This window comes from Flavobacterium sp. CF136 (genome assembly GCF_000282055.1).
GTDB lineage: Bacteria > Bacteroidota > Bacteroidia > Flavobacteriales > Flavobacteriaceae > Flavobacterium.
Map to the genome: position 1 here is coordinate 12,590 of NZ_AKJZ01000016.1, position 19,823 is coordinate 32,412.

Genomic DNA, 19,823 nt, shown 5'->3' on the forward strand with positions numbered 1-19,823 from the left:
CAGCCCATTTTCTGTTTATAATATTGCGTTTGAATAAAATCATCATTTATAATGATTCCTTACGTTTTGGTAAAAATTAAATTTGTTAAATATATTAATTGCTAAATGAAAAATATTTTACTCGTTTTATCTGTTTGTTTTAGTGTTTCAAATTACGGTCAATACAACTCCGTGAAAATAAATTCTAAAAAAGAAACAAGTACATATCCTCTAAAAAATATTCTATCTGTAAAAGATGATTCTTTTTTTGATCAGACTTTAATTTGTCCAAATCCAATAAAAAGGAAAGTAAGCATTAAAAATGCAGTTTTAGATAAAATAACTGTTTACGATACTCTTGGACAATTACAAAAATCATTTGTGTTTTTAAATAATACTAAAGATCATTCCATCAATTTATCTGAACTGTCTAAAGGAGTTTATTTTATCGTTTTGGAAAATGAAAATAAAACGGCCAATAGAAAAATTATCATTAATTAGAATTGGTAAGAGATTAGACATATCAATCGGATGAATAAATTTAAAAGAAAAATTTAAAGACATTCATAATATAGAAATTGCAGGAATTAGTTCTTTAGATAAAGAGTATGTTTCTCTTTTAAATATTTGGTTTACTGAATGGTATAATTCATTACCTCAATAAATTATTGTATTCAATAAGTTTCGTGCTGATCAGTCAATTTTTTAGGGAAGACACTGATTTTATAAAAGTTATTGAAGAAAAATAAACGATGATAAAATTTCAAATGAAGAGTAATTTGGTGAAGAAAAACAGAAGAGACAAGGTTTTCCTTTTAATACTGATTTTAATGCTTAACACTATTTTTTCCCTTGCTCAACATAAAACAACATATAGTATGGAGCATTTAAAGTCAAAGAAAAAGCAGGAACTTATAGAAATAGCATTAGAAACCCTGAAAGAGAAGCAGCCTTCTTTAGTAATTGATTTAAATGATTTTGAAGGTACAGCATGGGGAAACAGTAAAGAAATACTAGTTAAATTTAGAAGAATCATACGTTATATTCCACTTGGGACAGATCCTGAAAAACGTTTTTCATATGATATAACAGTTAATTTAAATACGAATGAAATTTCACCATTTGATGATTTTTTTAAATCTGAGTTTTATATTGAGACCAAAGAAGACAAAAAGTCAATTGAATTTATAAAGAAAAATTTTGGGGGATTTTCTTCTGATTTTGAAAATACAATTTATGAGGGAGAAGAAGATTATTTTATAGATCTTCAAAATCAATATTCGTATGGTAAATATGTCCTGAATAAAAAAACAGGTAAACAAAAGCCGGCAATTCAGGCATCTTATGATCCAATGCCAACGCCTGAGCGAATTGAAGATTTAGATATTCTTACTGAAATTAAATAATTGAAAATGATGAAAAAGAATTACAGTTTTTATAAAAAAACAAATGAGGTTTATTTTAGTGGAGAAATAGCTTTTCCTATCGTATTAATATTGATTGCATCACTTATTACTTATGGATTGCTTTATTTTTTTGGAGCTCCCATTGCGATCTTTTTTAATGTGTTTATTTCATGGTGCTCTTACTTTTATCTTTATAATTATGGTAAGTCAAGTATACATATAACTTTCGATTTTTTAAAGGGCGTTGTCCTTATATTGACAGTGTTATTATTTGTTGATTACGGAGTTTATACATTCGTTGTTTACCAAAAAACAGGATTGTTTAATACTTTTTATTTTCGGTTTTGGTTAGTTGTTTTGTTAGGTATTCCAATATTGTATTATGCTTTTAAATATAGCCGTTATTATTTTGAAGAAAGGACAATGGCTGTAAATTATCTAAAAGTATCACTGGAGGTATATCATGATAAAGAGCTGTTTATATGTATTGATAGTATACAATTTGTAAATACTTCAAATCGTACAATGTCGGACGTTAAATTAGAAAAACCTCTTTGTTATTATTCGGAAGCTGAGTTGAAAAAAATGGATGACAGCGATAGAAATTATTACTTAGAAAAAGATATTTTTAGCAATACTATTCACATGCCTTTTGATGCAGATTGTCTTTTCATGTCCTGGTATTCGATTATAGAGGATAAATATTATGATATCGAAGTGCCTTTTCCTTTTGAAAAACTGGTTATTGAACAGGAAAAATACCCTACAGATGTTTCTGCTGCTTTGAGAGGTAAGAAAACCAAAAGACTAAATCTGCATATTCATGCTAATGGGGGAGTTCGTCTTTTTAACAGTGATATGGTTTTAATTGATCTCGCTGAGAATTTTCCAAGTGTTATTACAGACGAGGTACGTAATAACAAGATTGAATTTCATCGCCGTTCACATGAATATTATAACGACCCAAAAGCATTTTCGGCTTTAGTAGAAAAAATTAAATCTTCCAACGGAATTGAAGAACGTTTTTTAATAAAAAACAAGTTAATTCTCTGGAGTATGAATGTTTCCGGACTTAAGGGGGAAAATTATTTGGAAGTATTTGATGTTTCATTTAGTGAATACAAAAGCGAAATTGATGCATTGAAAATCCCGGCATTGAAATCCTTACCAAAAAAACTTGAAATTGTTTACAGAGGAAATTATTTGTATGATTGGCTAACTTTACGTATCAACACTCAAAAACTTTATCAATTTATCCACAGACTTACTGAGGGAAATGATGAAATTCCTGTTGCGTTTGAGCTCGTTTTTGAAGATTCGTTGACAGATTTAAAATTCAGAATTATCGTAAATGAAAAATCTATAGTATTTAATGATTGGAAGATTACAATTCATAAGGACCGCAAACAAGACATGGAAGATCATTTGCTTGACATAGACGAAGATCAGCAAAAACGTTCCCTGTTAAAAGAAGCCTGGGATTTGGTTGCAAACAAACAATACGATCTGGCTCAGGAAAAATGTGATGAAATAATGGCAATAGATCCAAGATATGGTTTTGCATATTTTCTGGAAGCCCGATTAGTGTGGTATAAGGAAGGTTTTGAAGCCTGCTATACCAAAAAAGACTATTTTATTGCTAAAACAGAGCATGAACCGGCAGCTTTGGCACATATTTATAATAGTTTTGGATGCATATTAGATTTAGAATTGCGTTATGAGGAATCGCTGTCTTATTTTGAAAAGGCAATTTTAACAAACCCAAAAGAAGGAACTTATGTATGTAACCTTGCCGAAATCTATTGTAAATTGAATAATCCGAAAAAAGCATTCGAGGCAGCAGAAAAATCTAAAAAAACAGGGCACGAATCGCCAACATTAAATGCTATTTTAGAAAGCAAAGGAATGCATTATTCATAGAAAATCACTACAAATAGTGATGCTTTAGAAAACCAATAATCATAAATTTGAGTAAATCTTTCTATTTCCAGAAATCTATGTCATCCTGAGCGGAATCGAAGGCTTTTTACATGCAAAGGGCTTCGACTAAGTTTATTTTAAGCGGAGTCGAACAGACTCTGCCTGACACGTTTTTGAATTACACCTAACGATTTAAAATTTCAATTTCCAGCAAAATTTATGAAGAGATATAAATTGTATAAAAAAGTCGAACCGGTCAGCATTAATTTTGAAAAATTGCTTACAGGCATTATTTTGCCATTAGTAATAGTATCCTATATTTCGTATCCCGTTTTATATTTTTCAGGAACTAAGGCTATGATTCTTTTTAATGTTATTGTTGCGTTGGCTGCTAATTATTATCACAAAGATTTTAAAAGCCGGATGTTAATTTTAAGCAGCACAAATAATGATTCAGGATATAGATTGGTTTTCTTTCGGTTTATTTCTTTTCTGATCGTATTAATGGTTTTACTGATTGCCGATTTTGGTTTTTATTTATTGGTTCTGTACCAAAAAAATAATGAATTCAATATTTTTTATTTTTATTCATGGCTGCTGATTTTGTTTGGTTTACCGTTATTTTATTATAGTATAAAATTAATCCGTTATTATTACATAAAACAACGTCAGGCTATTGATTTTGTAAAAGTGTTCCTGATTATTAATCATGATTCGGAGCTGTTATTATCCGTAAATAATGTTCAGTTTATAAATACTGTAAACAGAAAATCATCCAACATAAATATAAAAAAGAACATGCAATACTACTCTCAAAAAGAGTTTATTGCAATGAAAACCAAAACCAGGGAATATTATGCAAATAAACACGGTTTTAGAGAGCCGGTTCAGATTCCTTTTAGTACAAATATGCTGTTACTATCCTGGTTTTCGTTTGTTGAGAATAAATATTATTCCATAGAAATTCCTTTCCCTTTTGATAAACTTATAATTGACCGTGGGAAACATTCGACAAATAATTTAAAGATATTCAGAGGTAAAGTAACAAAACCATTATACCTTCAACTTTATCCTAACGGGGCAGTCAAATTGCTTTTTAATGACGAAATATTAATAGATTATCCTGATAGTAAAGAAATTCCGATTAGCGAGGAAGATATACAAAGGATTTTTTTGATTTGATAAATTAATTTACTTCAACGATAAAAACATCAAAATTATAATATCCATTATGAATACGGATACTAATGAACTGGAGATTTTCACTTGCTGTTTGTGTACTGATAAAAAATAAAAAATGATTAAAATGACAAACTTGTATATAATAATTCCTGCTTTATTATTGGGATTCTTTCTGTTCGGCCAAACCCGAAATCTATTAAAATATAAATATCTGTTTCGCAATAACATATTAAGCAAGTCAAACAAATATGAACTTGCCCCGGTACTTCGCGGGCGGGTGTATTATCCGCGTTATTTTTATATCCCATCTTTAAAACAATACATGGTTTATTCGAATGTGGATGAAAGCGGTCCTTTTAGAGTATATGAAACGAAAACAAAACCTGATGGAGATTCGTATGCCTTATTGGATGAAGAAGGAAATAATATTGTTACATTTGAAACCCCTTTACGCTTTTCCTACCGAAGCGGCTGTTTCTATGGACCTTCATCCTATATTCCTTTATTAGGGACAGGAAAAAAAGATATCCTTCACTACGATCATATACACAACTCAAACCTGGATTTGGGTAAAAGAGATTTCGAAAAACTTTTTATACAATTATATACATCGGCGGAGTATGTAGAATTTATTAATCTTCGGGCTTCGCGTGATGATATTCATCAAGCAGGTGTAATTTTCAAACGTCAGGGTAAAATTGAGATTCTGCTTTCAGGCTTAAGAGACAGCCGTATGATTTGTCGTTTTCAGGAAGACCGAACGATTAATAATCGTGAGGATTATTATTTGCCAGATATTCAGAATAAGGAAACCTTTCCGCAGTCGAAGCCATCAATAGAAATGATCTGGCTGGAAACGACCAATATAAACCCGTTTATATATTGGAGACTGGGTTTTAAAAGGGAATTTAAGATTGAAAAATATAAAACCCAATATTCTTCAGGATTGCAGGGTATTGTAAAGTTGGGCATTATTCCAATCTATGGTCCTGGTGAATCCTCGGGTACAGCTTATGTTCGTTTTAAGGCAAAAGGAGAAACTTTCAGAATCAAAATTTTAGAGGTTGAAAAAATAAGTTTCATTCCAGCCTATAATTTAGGTCTTCGTACTTTTCAGTTGCCGGCAAAGTATCGGACAAAAAAATCGCTTGTGTTTATGGAGTCAGTTCAAAATTCAGGCAGTAACCGTTTGGGTGGCGGTGTCTTTGTTGTACGTCCGGTTACAAATACGAATCCATCGGCCGATATTCCTTCAGACATAACAGAAGAGCATTTTAATACTTTGCCGGTAACTTTACAAGAAGCATTGTTGCAGCCTGATGAAGTAACTTCATTAAAATTGATTGATAAAAATCTTCACGAATGGATTCCTGAAATTGAGAGATTGAAAAACCTGACCCATTTGGAAATAAGCGCGCCAATAAATGAAATTCCGGATGCCATTTCAAAACTTCCCAAATTGCAGCAATTGTCGTTGGAACACTGCAGAATTCAAAAAATTTCACCCCAACTGACCCAACTGACAGAATTAAGAGATTTAGATTTATTTTCAAATAAACTGACAGAATTTCCCTCTGTTGTTTTGGAACTTAAAAACCTAAAAAGACTAAATATTGGTGCCAATGAAATTTCAAATTTACCCGATAACATTGGTATATTAAAACAATTAGAGTATTTGAGCCTAACTTTAACCAATGTCACTACTTTACCGGAATCAATGATTGGTATGGAAAAATTATACATCGATGACAGTCAAAACCTGAAAGAAAAAGTACCGGAATCTTACAAACATCTATTTATGTATGATAAGAAAAAATTATAACTTAGCGTGGTAAAAAAACAATTTGAACCATAATTAATCGTTTCCAAAATATTTAATGAATAAATTAAAAAAAAAATGAACAAATTAAAACAGATTATCGTTTCGCTTTTAATAATAGCCAGCTTCTTTTCCTGTTCCAAAGAGGATAATAATTCTGAAAAGGAAAGTATTGAGAATAAATGGATTGTTAATAATTCAACAGAATTCAAATCGATCGAATTTGATAGTAACGGAAATTATATTATTACAAAAAACAACATTGCTTCAACTTCAAAAACGAATGAAGCAGAAGAGATTGTTTTGCTGGGCACTTATGAAATTTTAGATACGGATATTTTTTTACTGTCTAATTTCGGAACTGTGAAGTTTGATGACAGTGATCCAAATCATATCAAATTTTCGATTAAATACGAAGGGTCTGATACTTACACATATGATTTAAATGTAACTAAAGCGGCTGAATTTGCAAGTACACCCAAAACTGATTTATTATGTGATAACACCTGGAAATTTACCAGAAAAGTATCTGTTAAGGATACCACCAACTTAATAAATTTTTCTAAGGCGGGAACCTGTTTTACGAACTTTAGTATTATTTCTTCAAAAACTAATTTAACAGAATTTGGTAAATGGAAATGGCAGGATAAGGAAGAAACTAAAATAATAATTACCCAGATAAAAAGTCCACAGTGGTTAATAGACAAGGATGAAGAGGTCGAGCTTGAAATAACTAAGCTGAATAATGCAAGACTTGAAATGAGAGAAATTTATAATGAAAAGGTCTATGATATTGTTTTTGATACGACAAGTGTATCCAAACCCAAGACAGTCTCTTCTAAAACAAACAAACTATTCTGATTTTTTTGATCAGAATAATTTTAGCCGATACTTTTTTCAAAATGTAAAATCATTATTTATAGTGATAGCCCTTAAAAAACTCCGAATTAGATTTGTATTATAAAGTTTTATAATTAACTAATAATAAAAAATGTAAATCATGGGTTTAGCAGAAAAACGTTTAGCAGAATCAATTAAAACAGAGAAACTTCCGGCTTTTGAAGCAAAATTAAAAGATAAAGCCGGATATGATATTAAAGTAGATGTTGACTGGAATACATTTACAGCATATGATGAATACCCGCTTTCAAGATTAGACATCGTTTTTGATGATTTAGAATCATTCGTAAAAAAAATATGTTCTGATGATATGGGGAAAGAGGCTTTGCAGGACAAAATGTCAACTATTCATTTAACTAATTCAGATAATAATGATGAAGTGAAAATGGAACTTAAAGACAATACATTATCCTTGACAGTTCAATTGGTTCAGGGATCTTTCAGTTCACAAACCGATTCTCAAATTGCAAACTATGTAGAAGCGTTATTGTAATTATAATTGCATCTTATAAAAAAAATCTGTTCAAAGACTTTTCCGGTTGGTTTACAGAACTCGCTGATTTAGCACAAAATACAGAAGATAATTCCAGTTTACCCAAACTGGAATTATTGTTGCATACAGGAAATACTATATGTGGCAGTATTATTCATTCCCGAAAAACAGCTAACGAGCATTTACTGATGATACTAGGAATTCCCGATTCGTATTCAAAATCCGAAATTACTTTGGTTTCAAGTAGTCAGGTAACAGCCATAACACTCGTTGACCCGAATCATTATTTAAAGTTTTTTTCTGCTCCAGAAAACACCGCCATAGTGGGAAGTTTGGAACTCAAACGAGCCATCAAAAATACTGAAATCGAATTAGAAAAAATCATCGGAGAGAAAACACAATTCCTTCTGGATGTTGATGCTTTTCCTGAAAATTCCCGAAGCGATGTGTTGCGCACCATTGGCTATCTTCCTGCCATTTTTGAAGCGCTAACCGCAGATGAATTGGGTAAAAAATTGGTACAAAACGCCATCAAAAACATCCAAATTACCATTGGAACAAATAATACCATTACACTAAATGAGCATACACTTCATCTGGAAATCCTTTCGCCTATAACAATCCTTGAGACTAAAGAGAAAGAGCGAATTAAAACCGCTATTGAAAATTTGCTGTAACAAAAATACACCCATTTTATTGGTCTCAAATAGAGTTTAAAACTATGCACTTTCAGTGCATCTCGCTTTAGCTTCTAAAAATTTTTACACCGCAGATTCGCAGATTTTAAAAGATTAATAATTATAATAATTTGCGAATCTGCGGTTAAATTATATTGCAACCTTGCAGACTTTCAGTCTGCCAAACCAAATTATGGACTTTCAGTCCATAGTGGTTTATTTTTTTAAAATAGAAAAATCATCATTTATAGTGACGGATATTTTTTGCTCAACAGCTAGTTTTGCTTTTTTAGATTTAATATAAAATCAAAATTGTATAATGAGAAACAGTATCATTTCAGTTCAAAAATCATTTTTTTATATAATTACGTCACTTTTTTTGTTGGTCAACAGCCTAGTTTCCTATGGTCAAGGTTGTCCCGAAGTACCTCATACTATTTTAAATGGGACAAACGGATTTTCTACAGAAGGGAAAACCGCAAATGACCATCTTGGAACCACCACCAAAAGTGCAGGCGATATAAATGGAGATGGTATTGCTGATATTATGATTGGAGCCCCCGGAGTTAATGCTGGGACATTGAGTGATGTGGGTGAAATTTATATCATTTTTGGAGGAACAGGAATTACGGCTACTACTTTTGATGTTACTACCTTAAACGGTACCAATGGTTTTGTGATAAGAGGTGTAGCACAAAACGAAAAACTAGGTGCAATGATAAGCACTGCTGGTGATTTTAACCACGATGGTGTTGATGATATTATTGTGGGGGACAATTTTAACCTCACAGGTCAAGGTACAGCATTTGTGTTTTTTGGATCTAAAACTGCTTTTTTACCCTTATACAACAGAACCGATATCAACACCACAAATGGAGTTGTTATTACCGTTGACCAAACTACAAATACTGCGGTTATGGGCGTTAGCGATGCAGGTGACTTTAATAAAGATGGAAACAATGACGTAGTGCTAATTACGAATGTAAACTTCAACATAAATTATGTTGTGCTTTTTGGAAAATCGGGTATTTCAAATACAACTACTTCAAGTATAAATGGAACGAATGGCTTTAAAATAGAGTGTTTTTCAAAAACAGGAAGCAGTACTGCTTCAATAGTACGAAATGCAGGAGATATAAATAATGACGGTATAGATGATTTAATTTTGGGCTTTCCAAATTATACCGAGGGAACTGAAAGTAGTGTGGGTAGAGTTGCTGTTGTGTTTGGTAAAACCACAGGTTTTTCGACGCTATTAAAATTAGATTTATTAACAGCAGCAGATGGTTTTATAATAACGAATTCCGGACAATATACGGCAATGGGAACATCTGTAGCAGGGGCAGGCGATTTTAATAACGATGGAATAAAAGATATAATCATCGGGGCACCGGGAAAGAAAGTAAACAGCATTGAAAATTCTGGAGAAGTGTATATCGTTTTTGGAAAAAACACATTCCCACTCACATTTCCTGCTTCTAGTATAACAGCAAGTACGGGAATTGTTTTTCAATCCAAACTAGACTATTATACACAATTAGGAAAAGTGGTACATGGCGTAAAGGATGTAAACAAAGATGGTGTTTCAGACATTATTTTCTCTTCGACTAATGGAGGGATTTCACATTTGGGTGCGGTTTATGTTGTTTTTGGTGGTTCAACCGCATCAGGTACCATCACCGAAGATACCATTAACGGAACAATAGGGTATCAAGTGTATAATGACGAAGATATTAGTTCGAATTATACTTTTGGAAAAGATGTGGCAGGAATTGGAGATTTTAATAATGATGGTACGAATGATTTTATTGTTGGGTCTGTAGGTACTAATGATATTTATAATAAAAAAGGAAAAGCGTATGTTTTTTATGGAGAAAAACTAGATCGCTATGATACCCAAAAGCCAATTATACAATGCCCGACTAATCAAGAATTGTATGCTAATGCTACTTTACCTAATTATGTTTCTTTTTTGCAATCCGTAAGTGATAATTGTACTCAAAGTACAGAATTGATTTTTACTCAAACACCACCAAGAGGGACATTATTTACTACAGACACAAATGTAACCATAACCGTTACCGATAAATCAGGAAACACAGAATCGTGTACATTCTTAGTTAAAAAAAGAACCCAAACTACCACTATAGATTGTAAAACAGATAGAATTCAAACTAGCAATCTTGATGGTACAATTGGATTTACAATTTATGGCGAAAAGCACAGTACCAAAACGGGATATAGTGTAAATACTGTTGGAGACATCAACGCAGACGGTATTGCTGATTTTATTGTTAGTGCAACTGGAGAAGATTTTTATTTTCAAGGACCAAACAGAACAGAGTATCCACAGATTAGAGGTGGCGCTTTTGTTGTTTTCGGCAAAGCATCCGGTTTTCCGCCCAATATTGATTTGGCCTTTTTAGACGGAACCAATGGTTTTGCTATTCGAAATACCAATCCTGCTGTTATTTACGTCAGAACGGGGTATGACGTAGGAAGTGCAGGAGATATAAACGGTGACGGAATTGGAGATTTGATGCTTAGCAATCCTAGTGTATGGGATTCTAATGGAAATTTAGGTTATGTATATATTATTTATGGAAAAAGTACCGGTTTCGCTCCTGAGTTCTTTTTATCAACATTGAACGGTACAAATGGCTTTACTTTAAGTGGAGTAAAAACCAAAAATGAATATTTTGGCTATAGTATTGATGCTATTGGTGATTTTAATAAAGATGGAAAAGATGATATTGCCATTATATCTAGTGGAGATTCTACAACGAATAACGGTAAGTGTACTATTATTTATGGCGCACCTACTTTTCCTTCTATATTAAATACAGATCAAATTAACGGTAGCAATGGTTTTATTATTGAAGGGAACGCCGACCCAAATAGGATAGGACCATCTGTAGCAGGATTAGGGGATATTAATGGCGATGGCATTCCGGATATTGCCATTGGAGGAAAGAGCAGTAGAGAATACGTAGTATATGGAAGTGCAAATCCATTTCCTGCTATTTTCAATATCTCAAGTCTTAATGGTACCAATGGCTTTAGAGTAGAAGATTCTGCAAATCCATTATCGGGTTATAGTGCCGTTTCAAAAGTGGGTGATATTAACGGAGACGGCTATAAAGACATCGCTTTTGCTAAAGGTAATATTGTTTTTGGAGGCACTTCTATTCCTGCTGTTTTAGATTTGAATACGCTGAATGGCACAAACGGATTCCGAATTACTAACACAAATACGATCTATTCTTTTGGCCCTGCTGGAGATTTTAATAAAGATGGCTTTGATGATTTTGTTTTTATAACCAATCAAATTGCTAATATTTTGTATGGCAAGAGCACTTGGTCTGCAAACAGCAATTACTTTTTTTATACCCCAAATGATGCCCTAAAAATTGAGTTGCGTTATTCTGCAAACTATGCAGTAAATTTTGCAGGAGACGTAAATAAAGATGGTGTAGATGATATTATTATAGGAAGTATTCAAGATTATTATTCGGGATACAATATAAATAACGACCCCGGTTTTGCTTATGTAATCTTTGGCAAAAAGAAGATAGACGATATCGAAAAGCCTGTTATTGCCAATTGTCCAACCAACAAAGTTTTGGCTGTCGGAGCTTCTATTCCAAATTACAAAACAGCTATTACCGTTACTGATAATTGTGACAGCAGTCCTGTAGTTACACAAGTTCCAGTAGCAGGAACTATTTTTGCAGGTGGCTCGCAAACCATAACGCTTACTGCCACGGATGCTAAATCTAATTTTGCTACTTGCAGTTTTACGATTTCATCCGTTGGAGACACACAAGCACCAACGATAACTTGCCCCTCAAATCAACAATTAGCTTGCGGAAGTGCTACAATTCCAAATTATATAAGCTTAGTAACGGCTTCTGACGATACAGATCCTTCGCCAACAGTTACTCAAAGTCCGGTAGCGGGAAGCCCATTTGTAGCAGGAATGACCATTACAATGATTGCCAAAGATATTTCTAATAATGAATCACCCTGTAGTTTTAAAGTCAACGCAGCAACAGATGTGACTAAACCTGTAATTACTTGTATTGGAAATCAAACACTATCCTGCGGTGCAATAATTCCAAATTATATTCCATTAATCATTGCCACTGACAATTGCGATGCTTCGCCAACAATTACGCAAAGTCCAATCGCTGGAAGTCCTTTTGTGGTTGGAATGACAATCACAATGACCGCCAAAGATATTTCGAATAATACGCAAACTTGTAGTTTTTTGGTCAACGCTTCCGCAGATGTGATTAAACCTGTAATTACTTGCATTGGAAACCAAACTTTGGCTTGTGGTGCAACAATTCCGGATTATACCGCGTTAATCACCGCCACCGATAATTGTGATGCTTCACCAGTAATAACACAAAGCCCAGTGGCAGGAAGTCCGTTTATAGTTGGAATGACAATCACAATAACTGCCAAAGATGCTACGAATAATACAGAAACCTGTAGTTTTAAAGTTAATGCTTCCACAGATGTGATCAAACCGGTCATTACTTGCATTGGTGACCAAACTTTGGCTTGTGGTTCGACTTTACCTAATTACATTCCGTTAATCACCGCCACTGATAATTGTGATGCTTCACCAGTAATAACACAAAGCCCAGTGGCAGGAAGTCCGTTTATAGATGGAATGACGATAACAATTACTGCGAAAGATGCTTCGAATAATGTTTCAGCTTGCGATTTTAAAATCAATGCTTCCGCAGATGTAACAAAACCAGTCATTACTTGCATTGGCGACCAGTTTTTATCTTGTGGTGCAACAATTTCGGATTATACAAAATTAATAACAGTTACAGATAATTGTGATACAGCACCAATTATTACTCAAAGTCCTGTGGTAGGAAGTGCTTTTACAGCAGGAATGACGATAACAATTACTGCGAAAGATGCTTCGAATAATGTTTCAGCATGCGATTTTAAAATCAATGCTTCTGCAGATGTAACTAAACCATTGATTACATCTTGTCCCGGAAATCAAAGTGTAGCATTTGGTAGTCTGCTTAAAGATTATAGAAACTTGATTTCGGCTTCAGATAATTGTGATCCTAATGTTAGTATTATTCAAAACCCATTTGCAGGAACTTTTGTTGTTGATGGAATGACAGTCGAAATAAAAGTCTCCGATAAAAGCGGAAATGAATCTGTTTGCTCTTTTATAGTCAATACAATTAAGGATACTGAAGCACCTGTTTTTGCTTGTATCGCTAATCAGATAATTTCCTGTAAAACCAAAACAATTCCGGATTACACCAAAATGATTTCTGTAAAAGATAATGAAGATTTAAATCCAATTATTACTCAGAATCCAGTTGCCGGCAGTGCATTTGTTGATGGAATGGAAGTCGAGATAAAAGCAACCGACAAAAGTAAAAACAGTAAAGTTTGTAGATTTTTATTGAATTCAGATATTTTAATTGTAGATGCCGGCGAAGATCAGGAAATCGAAAAAGGGCAATCTGTTCAATTAACTGCAATGGCAACTGAGAACGGTAGCTTTAAATGGCATCCTTCTTTGGGAATGAACAGTAGTTTAATTTTTAATCCGATAGTAACACCTGCACAAACAACTACTTACATAGTTACTTTTATCAATAAAGACGGATGTGATGCAGAGGATTCAGTAACTGTTTCTGTCATATCAAATGAAAAGGACGACACTAAATATGGTTTCTCGCCGAATAATGATGGTATTAATGATTTTTGGAATATTGATGGAATTGAAAAATTCCCGGAGAATAAAGTATCAATTTATAACAGTTGGGGAGACTTGGTTTTTCAAACAAAAGGCTACAATAACAACACGAATGTTTTTGCAGGAAAAGCAAATAAAAGCAGAAGTCTTGGTGCCGATGAACTGCCTGAAGGAACTTATTTCTTCGAAATAAATGTAGACAAACCAAATCATTTCAAAAAACTTAAGGGATACCTTGTTTTAAAGCGTTAATTCATGAAAAATAAAATTAATATAATTTTTACAATACTGTTTTTAGTAGTTATTCCTAATACAATTATGGCTCAGCAAACACCCGTTTTTTCGAGCTATAATTACAATACAGTTTTAATAAATCCAGCGCATGCGGGCTATTATGAAGATACTGACATTGCATTAACAACAAACGGCTATTTTAATTCGGTAGAAGGGAGTCCTAAAAATTTCGATATTTCAGTAAATACTTTGACCCGATCTGAAAAAATAGGATTGGCAGCCGGGATTGCGCATAGCCAAATAGGAGTAACTTATGCCACTAATTTTTTTGCATCGTATTCGTATAAGATTTTTTTTGATAAAGATTATAAATACGGAAAATGGTGGGCTTATGATCCAAATATTATCTCTTTTGGTATCACAGCCGGAGCCCAAATTTATGATGAAAATCTAACCAAGTTGGGAATCGAAAATGATCCTGAATTTCAGAAAAATGTACATAGTTTTACGCCAACACTTGGGGTAGGTTTTTTGTATAATCGTGACAGGATTTATTTTGGTTTATCGGCACCAAACATATTAAGCAGGACTTTTAATTCAAATAATAATACAAATCTAAAAAATGTGTATTATACCTATTTTGGGTATCGCATCTTCACGGACTTATTTGAGGATATACTAATAAATCCAAGCTTTTTGGTTAAACATGTCGAAGGAGCTCCACTACAATTAGATTTGAATTTATTGGTTAATTATAAAAATAAATTCGAATTGGGTGGAGGTTATCGTTCTTCAAATACCTTAAATTTTTTGGCTGGCTTTCATTTGGCACAAAAATCAAGACTAATATTTACTTATAATAAATCTATTGATAACGTAATATTTCCAGATACATATGGAATTGTTTTAAATTTTCGTTTTGGAAACGGTTTTGAAAGATAAGCTTTACAGGTTTTTAGGTCTTCATTTTAGTTTTTGTTTTAACAAACAAAATTATGTTAATTAATATTGTTAAAGCAATGCTTTATTGCAAATTTGCAGTCAAATTACCGAACCAAATATTAAAAAACTACCACAAAAGAATTGCTGAAAAATATATTTAAAATACCTCTTCGATTTTATTTTTCACTAGGGATTATTGTTATCTCTATGAGTTTTTTTATATCTTTTGGACAATCTGTTGATTTGTTTAAAAGAGATGTTTCTGTCAAAAACAGCAGTTTTACCCCAAGTTTTGTTTTTCAAAAAAAGTCAGACACACCAATCGTCTCATCCCATCAGAAACAAAATAATAAAAGGAGAAATTCCCATAACAAGTCCCGGGTTAGTAATTTCCTCAAAAAAAAGGATATAAAAATTCAGCCAGTAAATCTTTTTGCCGGTTTAATTATTTTAGCTGATCAGCAAAACACGGCTCTTTCTAAAAATACGTGTTATTTTTTCAACTTTATTTCTTCAATTTTCCGTCCGCCACATTTTTAATTTGATTATTTGCTAAATCTTTAATTCAAAACCAAAGTACAAATCAAGATAGATTTACATGGAAGTAAGCTTCTGTTTAAGTCACTTTTTGAATGTTCTTTCCATTGGTTTTTTAAAGAAAATATCCAAAAACAATAATTAGATAAAAATACACAGACTTAAAAGATGAAAACATATATCAAACAAATAAGTATTGCATTAATAGTAACAGTAATGTTCGTTTCTTGTAATAAAGATGAATCAAATGAAACGAATACAGAATTTCCAGAAGGCATAGTAAGTTATAATTACCCTCTTGGAACAACCAATATTCAGGGACAATCACCTATTAGCATCAACACAAGTGCTACCGAAAAAATGAATACTACAGATCCTGTTATTCATTATAATGCAATAACACTAAGCAGCGTAGAAAACACAAACGAAAACCTAAAAGTAAGTTTGTCAACTACCGATAAAGCAAACAATTATATTATGATTAAGGGTATGAAATATGAATTACAGCAATTTCACTTTCACCGTCATAGCGAACATAATATAAACGGAGAATATGGGACTATGGAACTTCACTTTGTAAACAAATCGGAAACAGGTGCTTATGCTGTTTTGGGAGTAGTTATCAAAACCGGATCGGTTAATAGTGCTTTGCAAACGCTTATCGATGCATCTCCAACAGATAAAGGTATAAATGCGATGACTGATACTTTTTATTTGAGTTCTATCATGCCTTCAGATACTGGAAAATATTATAGCTATAGTGGTTCACTGACAACTCCAAATTTGGATTCAACTCCAAATCAGGGACCCGTAACATGGATTGTTTTCAAGAATAATATTCAAATGACAGGTGATCAATTAGAGGATTATGCGAATATATATGAAGAAGAAAACTTCCGCGCAATACAACCACTTAACAGCAGAACTGTTTACGAAAACATCAGATAAATTGTTGCTTAAAAAACAGTAGCTTTAATCATTATAATTTTAAAATCTACTAAATCTGCGCCAGCTATTCGGCGCAGATTCGGCAGATTTATAAGATACTTTATCCGAAAATATTATGGAAATTAATTTGCAGTAAATTGAATCGTTCTTAATCAACCAATCCGTTTTCAACTGCATATTTTACAAGACCTGCAGTGTTTTTAGCATTTAGCTTTGACAATAAATTCCTGCGATGTGTATTTACTGTATTTAGGCTAATAAAGGTTTTTTCGGCAATTTCGGCTGTGTTGTATTCATGGGCAATTAAAACCAGAATTTCTTTCTCCCTTGAACTTAATTCTGTCAAATTGGAAATTTGTTTTTCAATTTTTTGATTGTTGCTCAGATATTGATCTTCCACATCTTTTGAGAAATATTTTTTCCCATCAGCTACTGTATAAATTGCCTCTAATAGTTCGGCTTTTTCAGCATTTTTCAGTAAATAACCATTTACACCAATACGAATTAGCCTCGAAATTATTTTCGCATTGCTGTGTGTGCTGACAATTATAATTTTTATAAAAGGATATTCTTTTTTTAATATTTTGCTTAGTTCAATTCCGTCCATTTCCGGCATACTGATATCAAGTATGACTATGTCTGCACTTTGGATTTTTAAAATATTCAAAACTTCAATACCATTTACTGCTTTACCAACTATTTTTATTGAAGATTCATGTTCTATTAATGAAATAATTCCTTGCAGGAACATAGTGTGGTCATCGGCAATAATAAGTTTTAATTTTTCCATAAATAAAAATAATATTTAGTTATAATTTGGTCAGGTTATCAAGTTGTTTTTTTACATTAATTCCTTTTGCTGTTTCGTCTTCTATGGCATTCGATATTGATAAAACAGGGATTTCGATATTGGCAATTGTACCTCTTTTAAATTTTGAGTCAATTACAAATGAACCACTCAGTTTATCAATTCGGTTTTCTAAATTTATAAAACCAATACCGGGTTTATAATCGTCAGGGTTAAATCCTATACCATTATCTTCAAATAAAATATTCAGAATATTTTCGATAAGGTTTAGTTGTAAGTCGATTTTTGAAGCTTTCGCATGCTTTATTGTATTGGTCAGAAGCTCCTGAATTATTTTAAAAATTTCAATTTGGATCTCTTCATTTAAAGCATCAATTTCTTTTTTTGGATAAACTGTAAAAGAAGTAGTAATATTACTGGCTTCTCCTATATTATTAAAATATGATTCTAAAACTTCGCAAAATTTATGATGAGTAAACTTCTTCGGAATCAAGGTATGCGATAAATTTCTAACTTGTTGATAGGTTTCATCTAACAGTGCAGTAAGATTTTTAATCTTTGGAGAACTGGAAATCACTAAATGATTGAGTTGGAGTTTTATTGCTGCCAGGTTTCCGCCAATACTATCATGCAGCTCCTGAGAAATTCTTTGCCTTTCCTTGTCTTGTCCGCTAATTGATGCTTTTATTAATTTTAATTCCTGATCTTTTAAAAGATTGTTTATATTTTGGGTACTTATTTCAGCTTGTTGGATATTTAGCAGGCGTTGTGTTTTTAGTCGCTTATAATATTGAAGTAATAATCCAATAATCGGTAATAAAACAATTAAAAAACCAAAAATAGTCAATAATTTAGTTTCTTTTTCCTGCTTGATTTCTAATGATTTCAGTTGTTGGTCTTTTTTGAGCAATGAAATTTCGCTAAGCTTCTTTTGAGAGGAATTTTGAAAAAACAATATGGTATTTTCAGTTATTTTTTGAGAAATCTCTTCCTGAAGATTCATGTTTTCAATAGCCTCTTCCTGCTTTTCAAGTTTTAATTTCTTTGTAGTATTATCAAATTGTAAAAGCCTGATTTCTTTTTCTTTTTGTGCAGTTTTGTATTTGATTTCGAGCTCGTTAATTTCTTTAATCTGTTGAACTTTATTTATCGAGTCCTTTAATTTAGTAGCCTTGTTTAAATAATCGAATGCGTCTTTATAATCATTTTGTAAAACTGCAATCTTTTTTAATTCATTGTAAAAATATACCTGATCATTCAGATAACCATAAATAGTGGCTTTTTGTAATGCTGAGATAAAAATTTCTTTTGCTTCCTTATATTTTTTCAAATCAATATAAGCGTCTCCAATATTACCGCGTGCTATTAAAGCTATCTGATTTAATTCATTTTTATCTGCAATAGAAACAACTTCATTATACATTTTAATGGCATCATTTGTCTTTTCCTGCAATTGATAATTTGCGCCAAGACTAAGTGTAATTACAGCTCTCGCTTGTTGATTATTTGTTTTTTCACTGAGTTCCTTTCCTTTATTGTAATAATAATTGGCTTTTTCGTAATCTTTTAAATCAGAATAAATATCACCAATATTTATATAACTTCCGAGAGTTATTTCTTCATCTTTTTTATAATCTAAACATTCTTTAAATAATTTTAAAGCATTTTTAGAGTCTTTTAAAGAATTATAAACGCCGGCTAAACCATGTAAATGTGTATAATATAAATCTGTTTCTTTATATTTTTGTGAAACTTCAAGTCCTTTTAGATGCCATTTCTTGCTTACCTCAAATAATCCTTTCCTTATATAATTCAATCCCATTAGATTATATTCCAAAGAAAAAAGTCTGTTTTTTAAGGAATCATTTGTTATTTTGGCATTGAATTTTAAAGCCTGATTGGTATAGTAAATAGAGGAATCAAGAATAGATCTTTTATTGTAGTAATAAGCCTGTAATAAAACAGCACTGGCTATATTTGAAGGATATTTTGCATTTTTTAAAAAAGTTTTGACACTTCGCAGCGCTTTTTTTTCTTCTCCATTATTGTATAAACTATAGATTGCCGTAACAGTTTTTTTTTCTTTTGCTTCCTGGGATTTCTTTACAACAGATAATGGCTTTTTATCATTATTGTCTATTTGTGCATGCAAAGAGAAGTACAATGTTAAAAAAACAACTGCAATAAGCCATTTAAAATTAATTACCATAACTGTTATTAGTGAATAAGATA

At 32.1% G+C, this 19,823-nt stretch carries 13 protein-coding genes; 11 read left to right on the forward strand and 2 right to left on the reverse strand.

Features of this window, described 5'->3' with window-relative positions:
• Positions 1-105 precede the first annotated feature (105 nt).
• The 11 genes from PMI10_RS06610 (at position 106) to PMI10_RS06665 (ending at position 16,783) form a co-directional block, all read left to right on the forward strand.
• Positions 106-480: a T9SS type A sorting domain-containing protein gene (locus tag PMI10_RS06610; protein ID WP_007805926.1), complete on the forward strand. Its 375-nt coding sequence runs from the start codon at positions 106-108 to the stop codon at positions 478-480.
• A 377-nt stretch (positions 481-857) separates the two neighbouring features.
• Positions 858-1,385 carry a hypothetical protein gene (locus PMI10_RS06615; RefSeq protein WP_157489736.1) on the forward strand — a complete coding sequence of 176 codons (528 nt, stop codon included), beginning with the start codon at positions 858-860 and terminating at the stop codon, positions 1,383-1,385.
• Between the two features lie 6 nt (positions 1,386-1,391).
• The gene (locus tag PMI10_RS06620) at positions 1,392-3,305 is read left to right on the forward strand and encodes a tetratricopeptide repeat protein (RefSeq protein ID WP_238539452.1); all 1,914 of its coding nucleotides are present in this window, start codon (positions 1,392-1,394) and stop codon (positions 3,303-3,305) included.
• Between the two features lie 219 nt (positions 3,306-3,524).
• Positions 3,525-4,487: a DUF2931 family protein gene (locus PMI10_RS06625; RefSeq protein WP_007805935.1), complete on the forward strand. Its 963-nt coding sequence runs from the start codon at positions 3,525-3,527 to the stop codon at positions 4,485-4,487.
• Between the two features lie 124 nt (positions 4,488-4,611).
• On the forward strand, positions 4,612-6,309 hold the full coding sequence (locus tag PMI10_RS06630) for a leucine-rich repeat domain-containing protein (RefSeq protein WP_007805937.1): 1,698 nt from the start codon (positions 4,612-4,614) through the stop codon (positions 6,307-6,309).
• A gap of 75 nt (positions 6,310-6,384) precedes the next feature.
• Positions 6,385-7,167, forward strand: coding sequence for a hypothetical protein (locus PMI10_RS06635; protein ID WP_007805939.1), 783 nt, complete (start codon positions 6,385-6,387; stop codon positions 7,165-7,167).
• 139 nt (positions 7,168-7,306) lie between these two features.
• Positions 7,307-7,699 carry a hypothetical protein gene (locus PMI10_RS06640; protein ID WP_007805941.1) on the forward strand — a complete coding sequence of 131 codons (393 nt, stop codon included), beginning with the start codon at positions 7,307-7,309 and terminating at the stop codon, positions 7,697-7,699.
• Between the two features lie 119 nt (positions 7,700-7,818).
• Positions 7,819-8,376, forward strand: coding sequence for a hypothetical protein (locus tag PMI10_RS06645; protein WP_007805943.1), 558 nt, complete (start codon positions 7,819-7,821; stop codon positions 8,374-8,376).
• Positions 8,377-8,695: 319 nt separating this feature from the next.
• Complete coding sequence (locus PMI10_RS06650) at positions 8,696-14,374, forward strand: HYR domain-containing protein (RefSeq protein WP_007805945.1); 5,679 nt, start codon at positions 8,696-8,698, stop codon at positions 14,372-14,374.
• A gap of 3 nt (positions 14,375-14,377) precedes the next feature.
• Positions 14,378-15,298, forward strand: coding sequence for a PorP/SprF family type IX secretion system membrane protein (locus PMI10_RS06655; protein ID WP_007805947.1), 921 nt, complete (start codon positions 14,378-14,380; stop codon positions 15,296-15,298).
• 705 nt (positions 15,299-16,003) lie between these two features.
• Complete coding sequence (locus tag PMI10_RS06665; protein WP_007805950.1) at positions 16,004-16,783, forward strand: carbonic anhydrase family protein; 780 nt, start codon at positions 16,004-16,006, stop codon at positions 16,781-16,783.
• A gap of 148 nt (positions 16,784-16,931) precedes the next feature.
• On the opposite strand, the gene PMI10_RS06670 is transcribed toward PMI10_RS06665, so the two are convergent.
• Both PMI10_RS06670 and PMI10_RS06675 read right to left on the reverse strand, forming a co-directional pair.
• A complete protein-coding gene (locus PMI10_RS06670; RefSeq protein ID WP_007805952.1) occupies positions 16,932-17,573 on the reverse strand; it encodes a response regulator in 642 nt (213 codons plus the stop codon).
• 19 nt (positions 17,574-17,592) lie between these two features.
• Positions 17,593-19,800 carry a tetratricopeptide repeat-containing sensor histidine kinase gene (locus PMI10_RS06675; RefSeq protein WP_007805953.1) on the reverse strand — a complete coding sequence of 736 codons (2,208 nt, stop codon included), beginning with the start codon at positions 19,798-19,800 and terminating at the stop codon, positions 17,593-17,595.
• Positions 19,801-19,823: the final 23 nt, after the last annotated feature.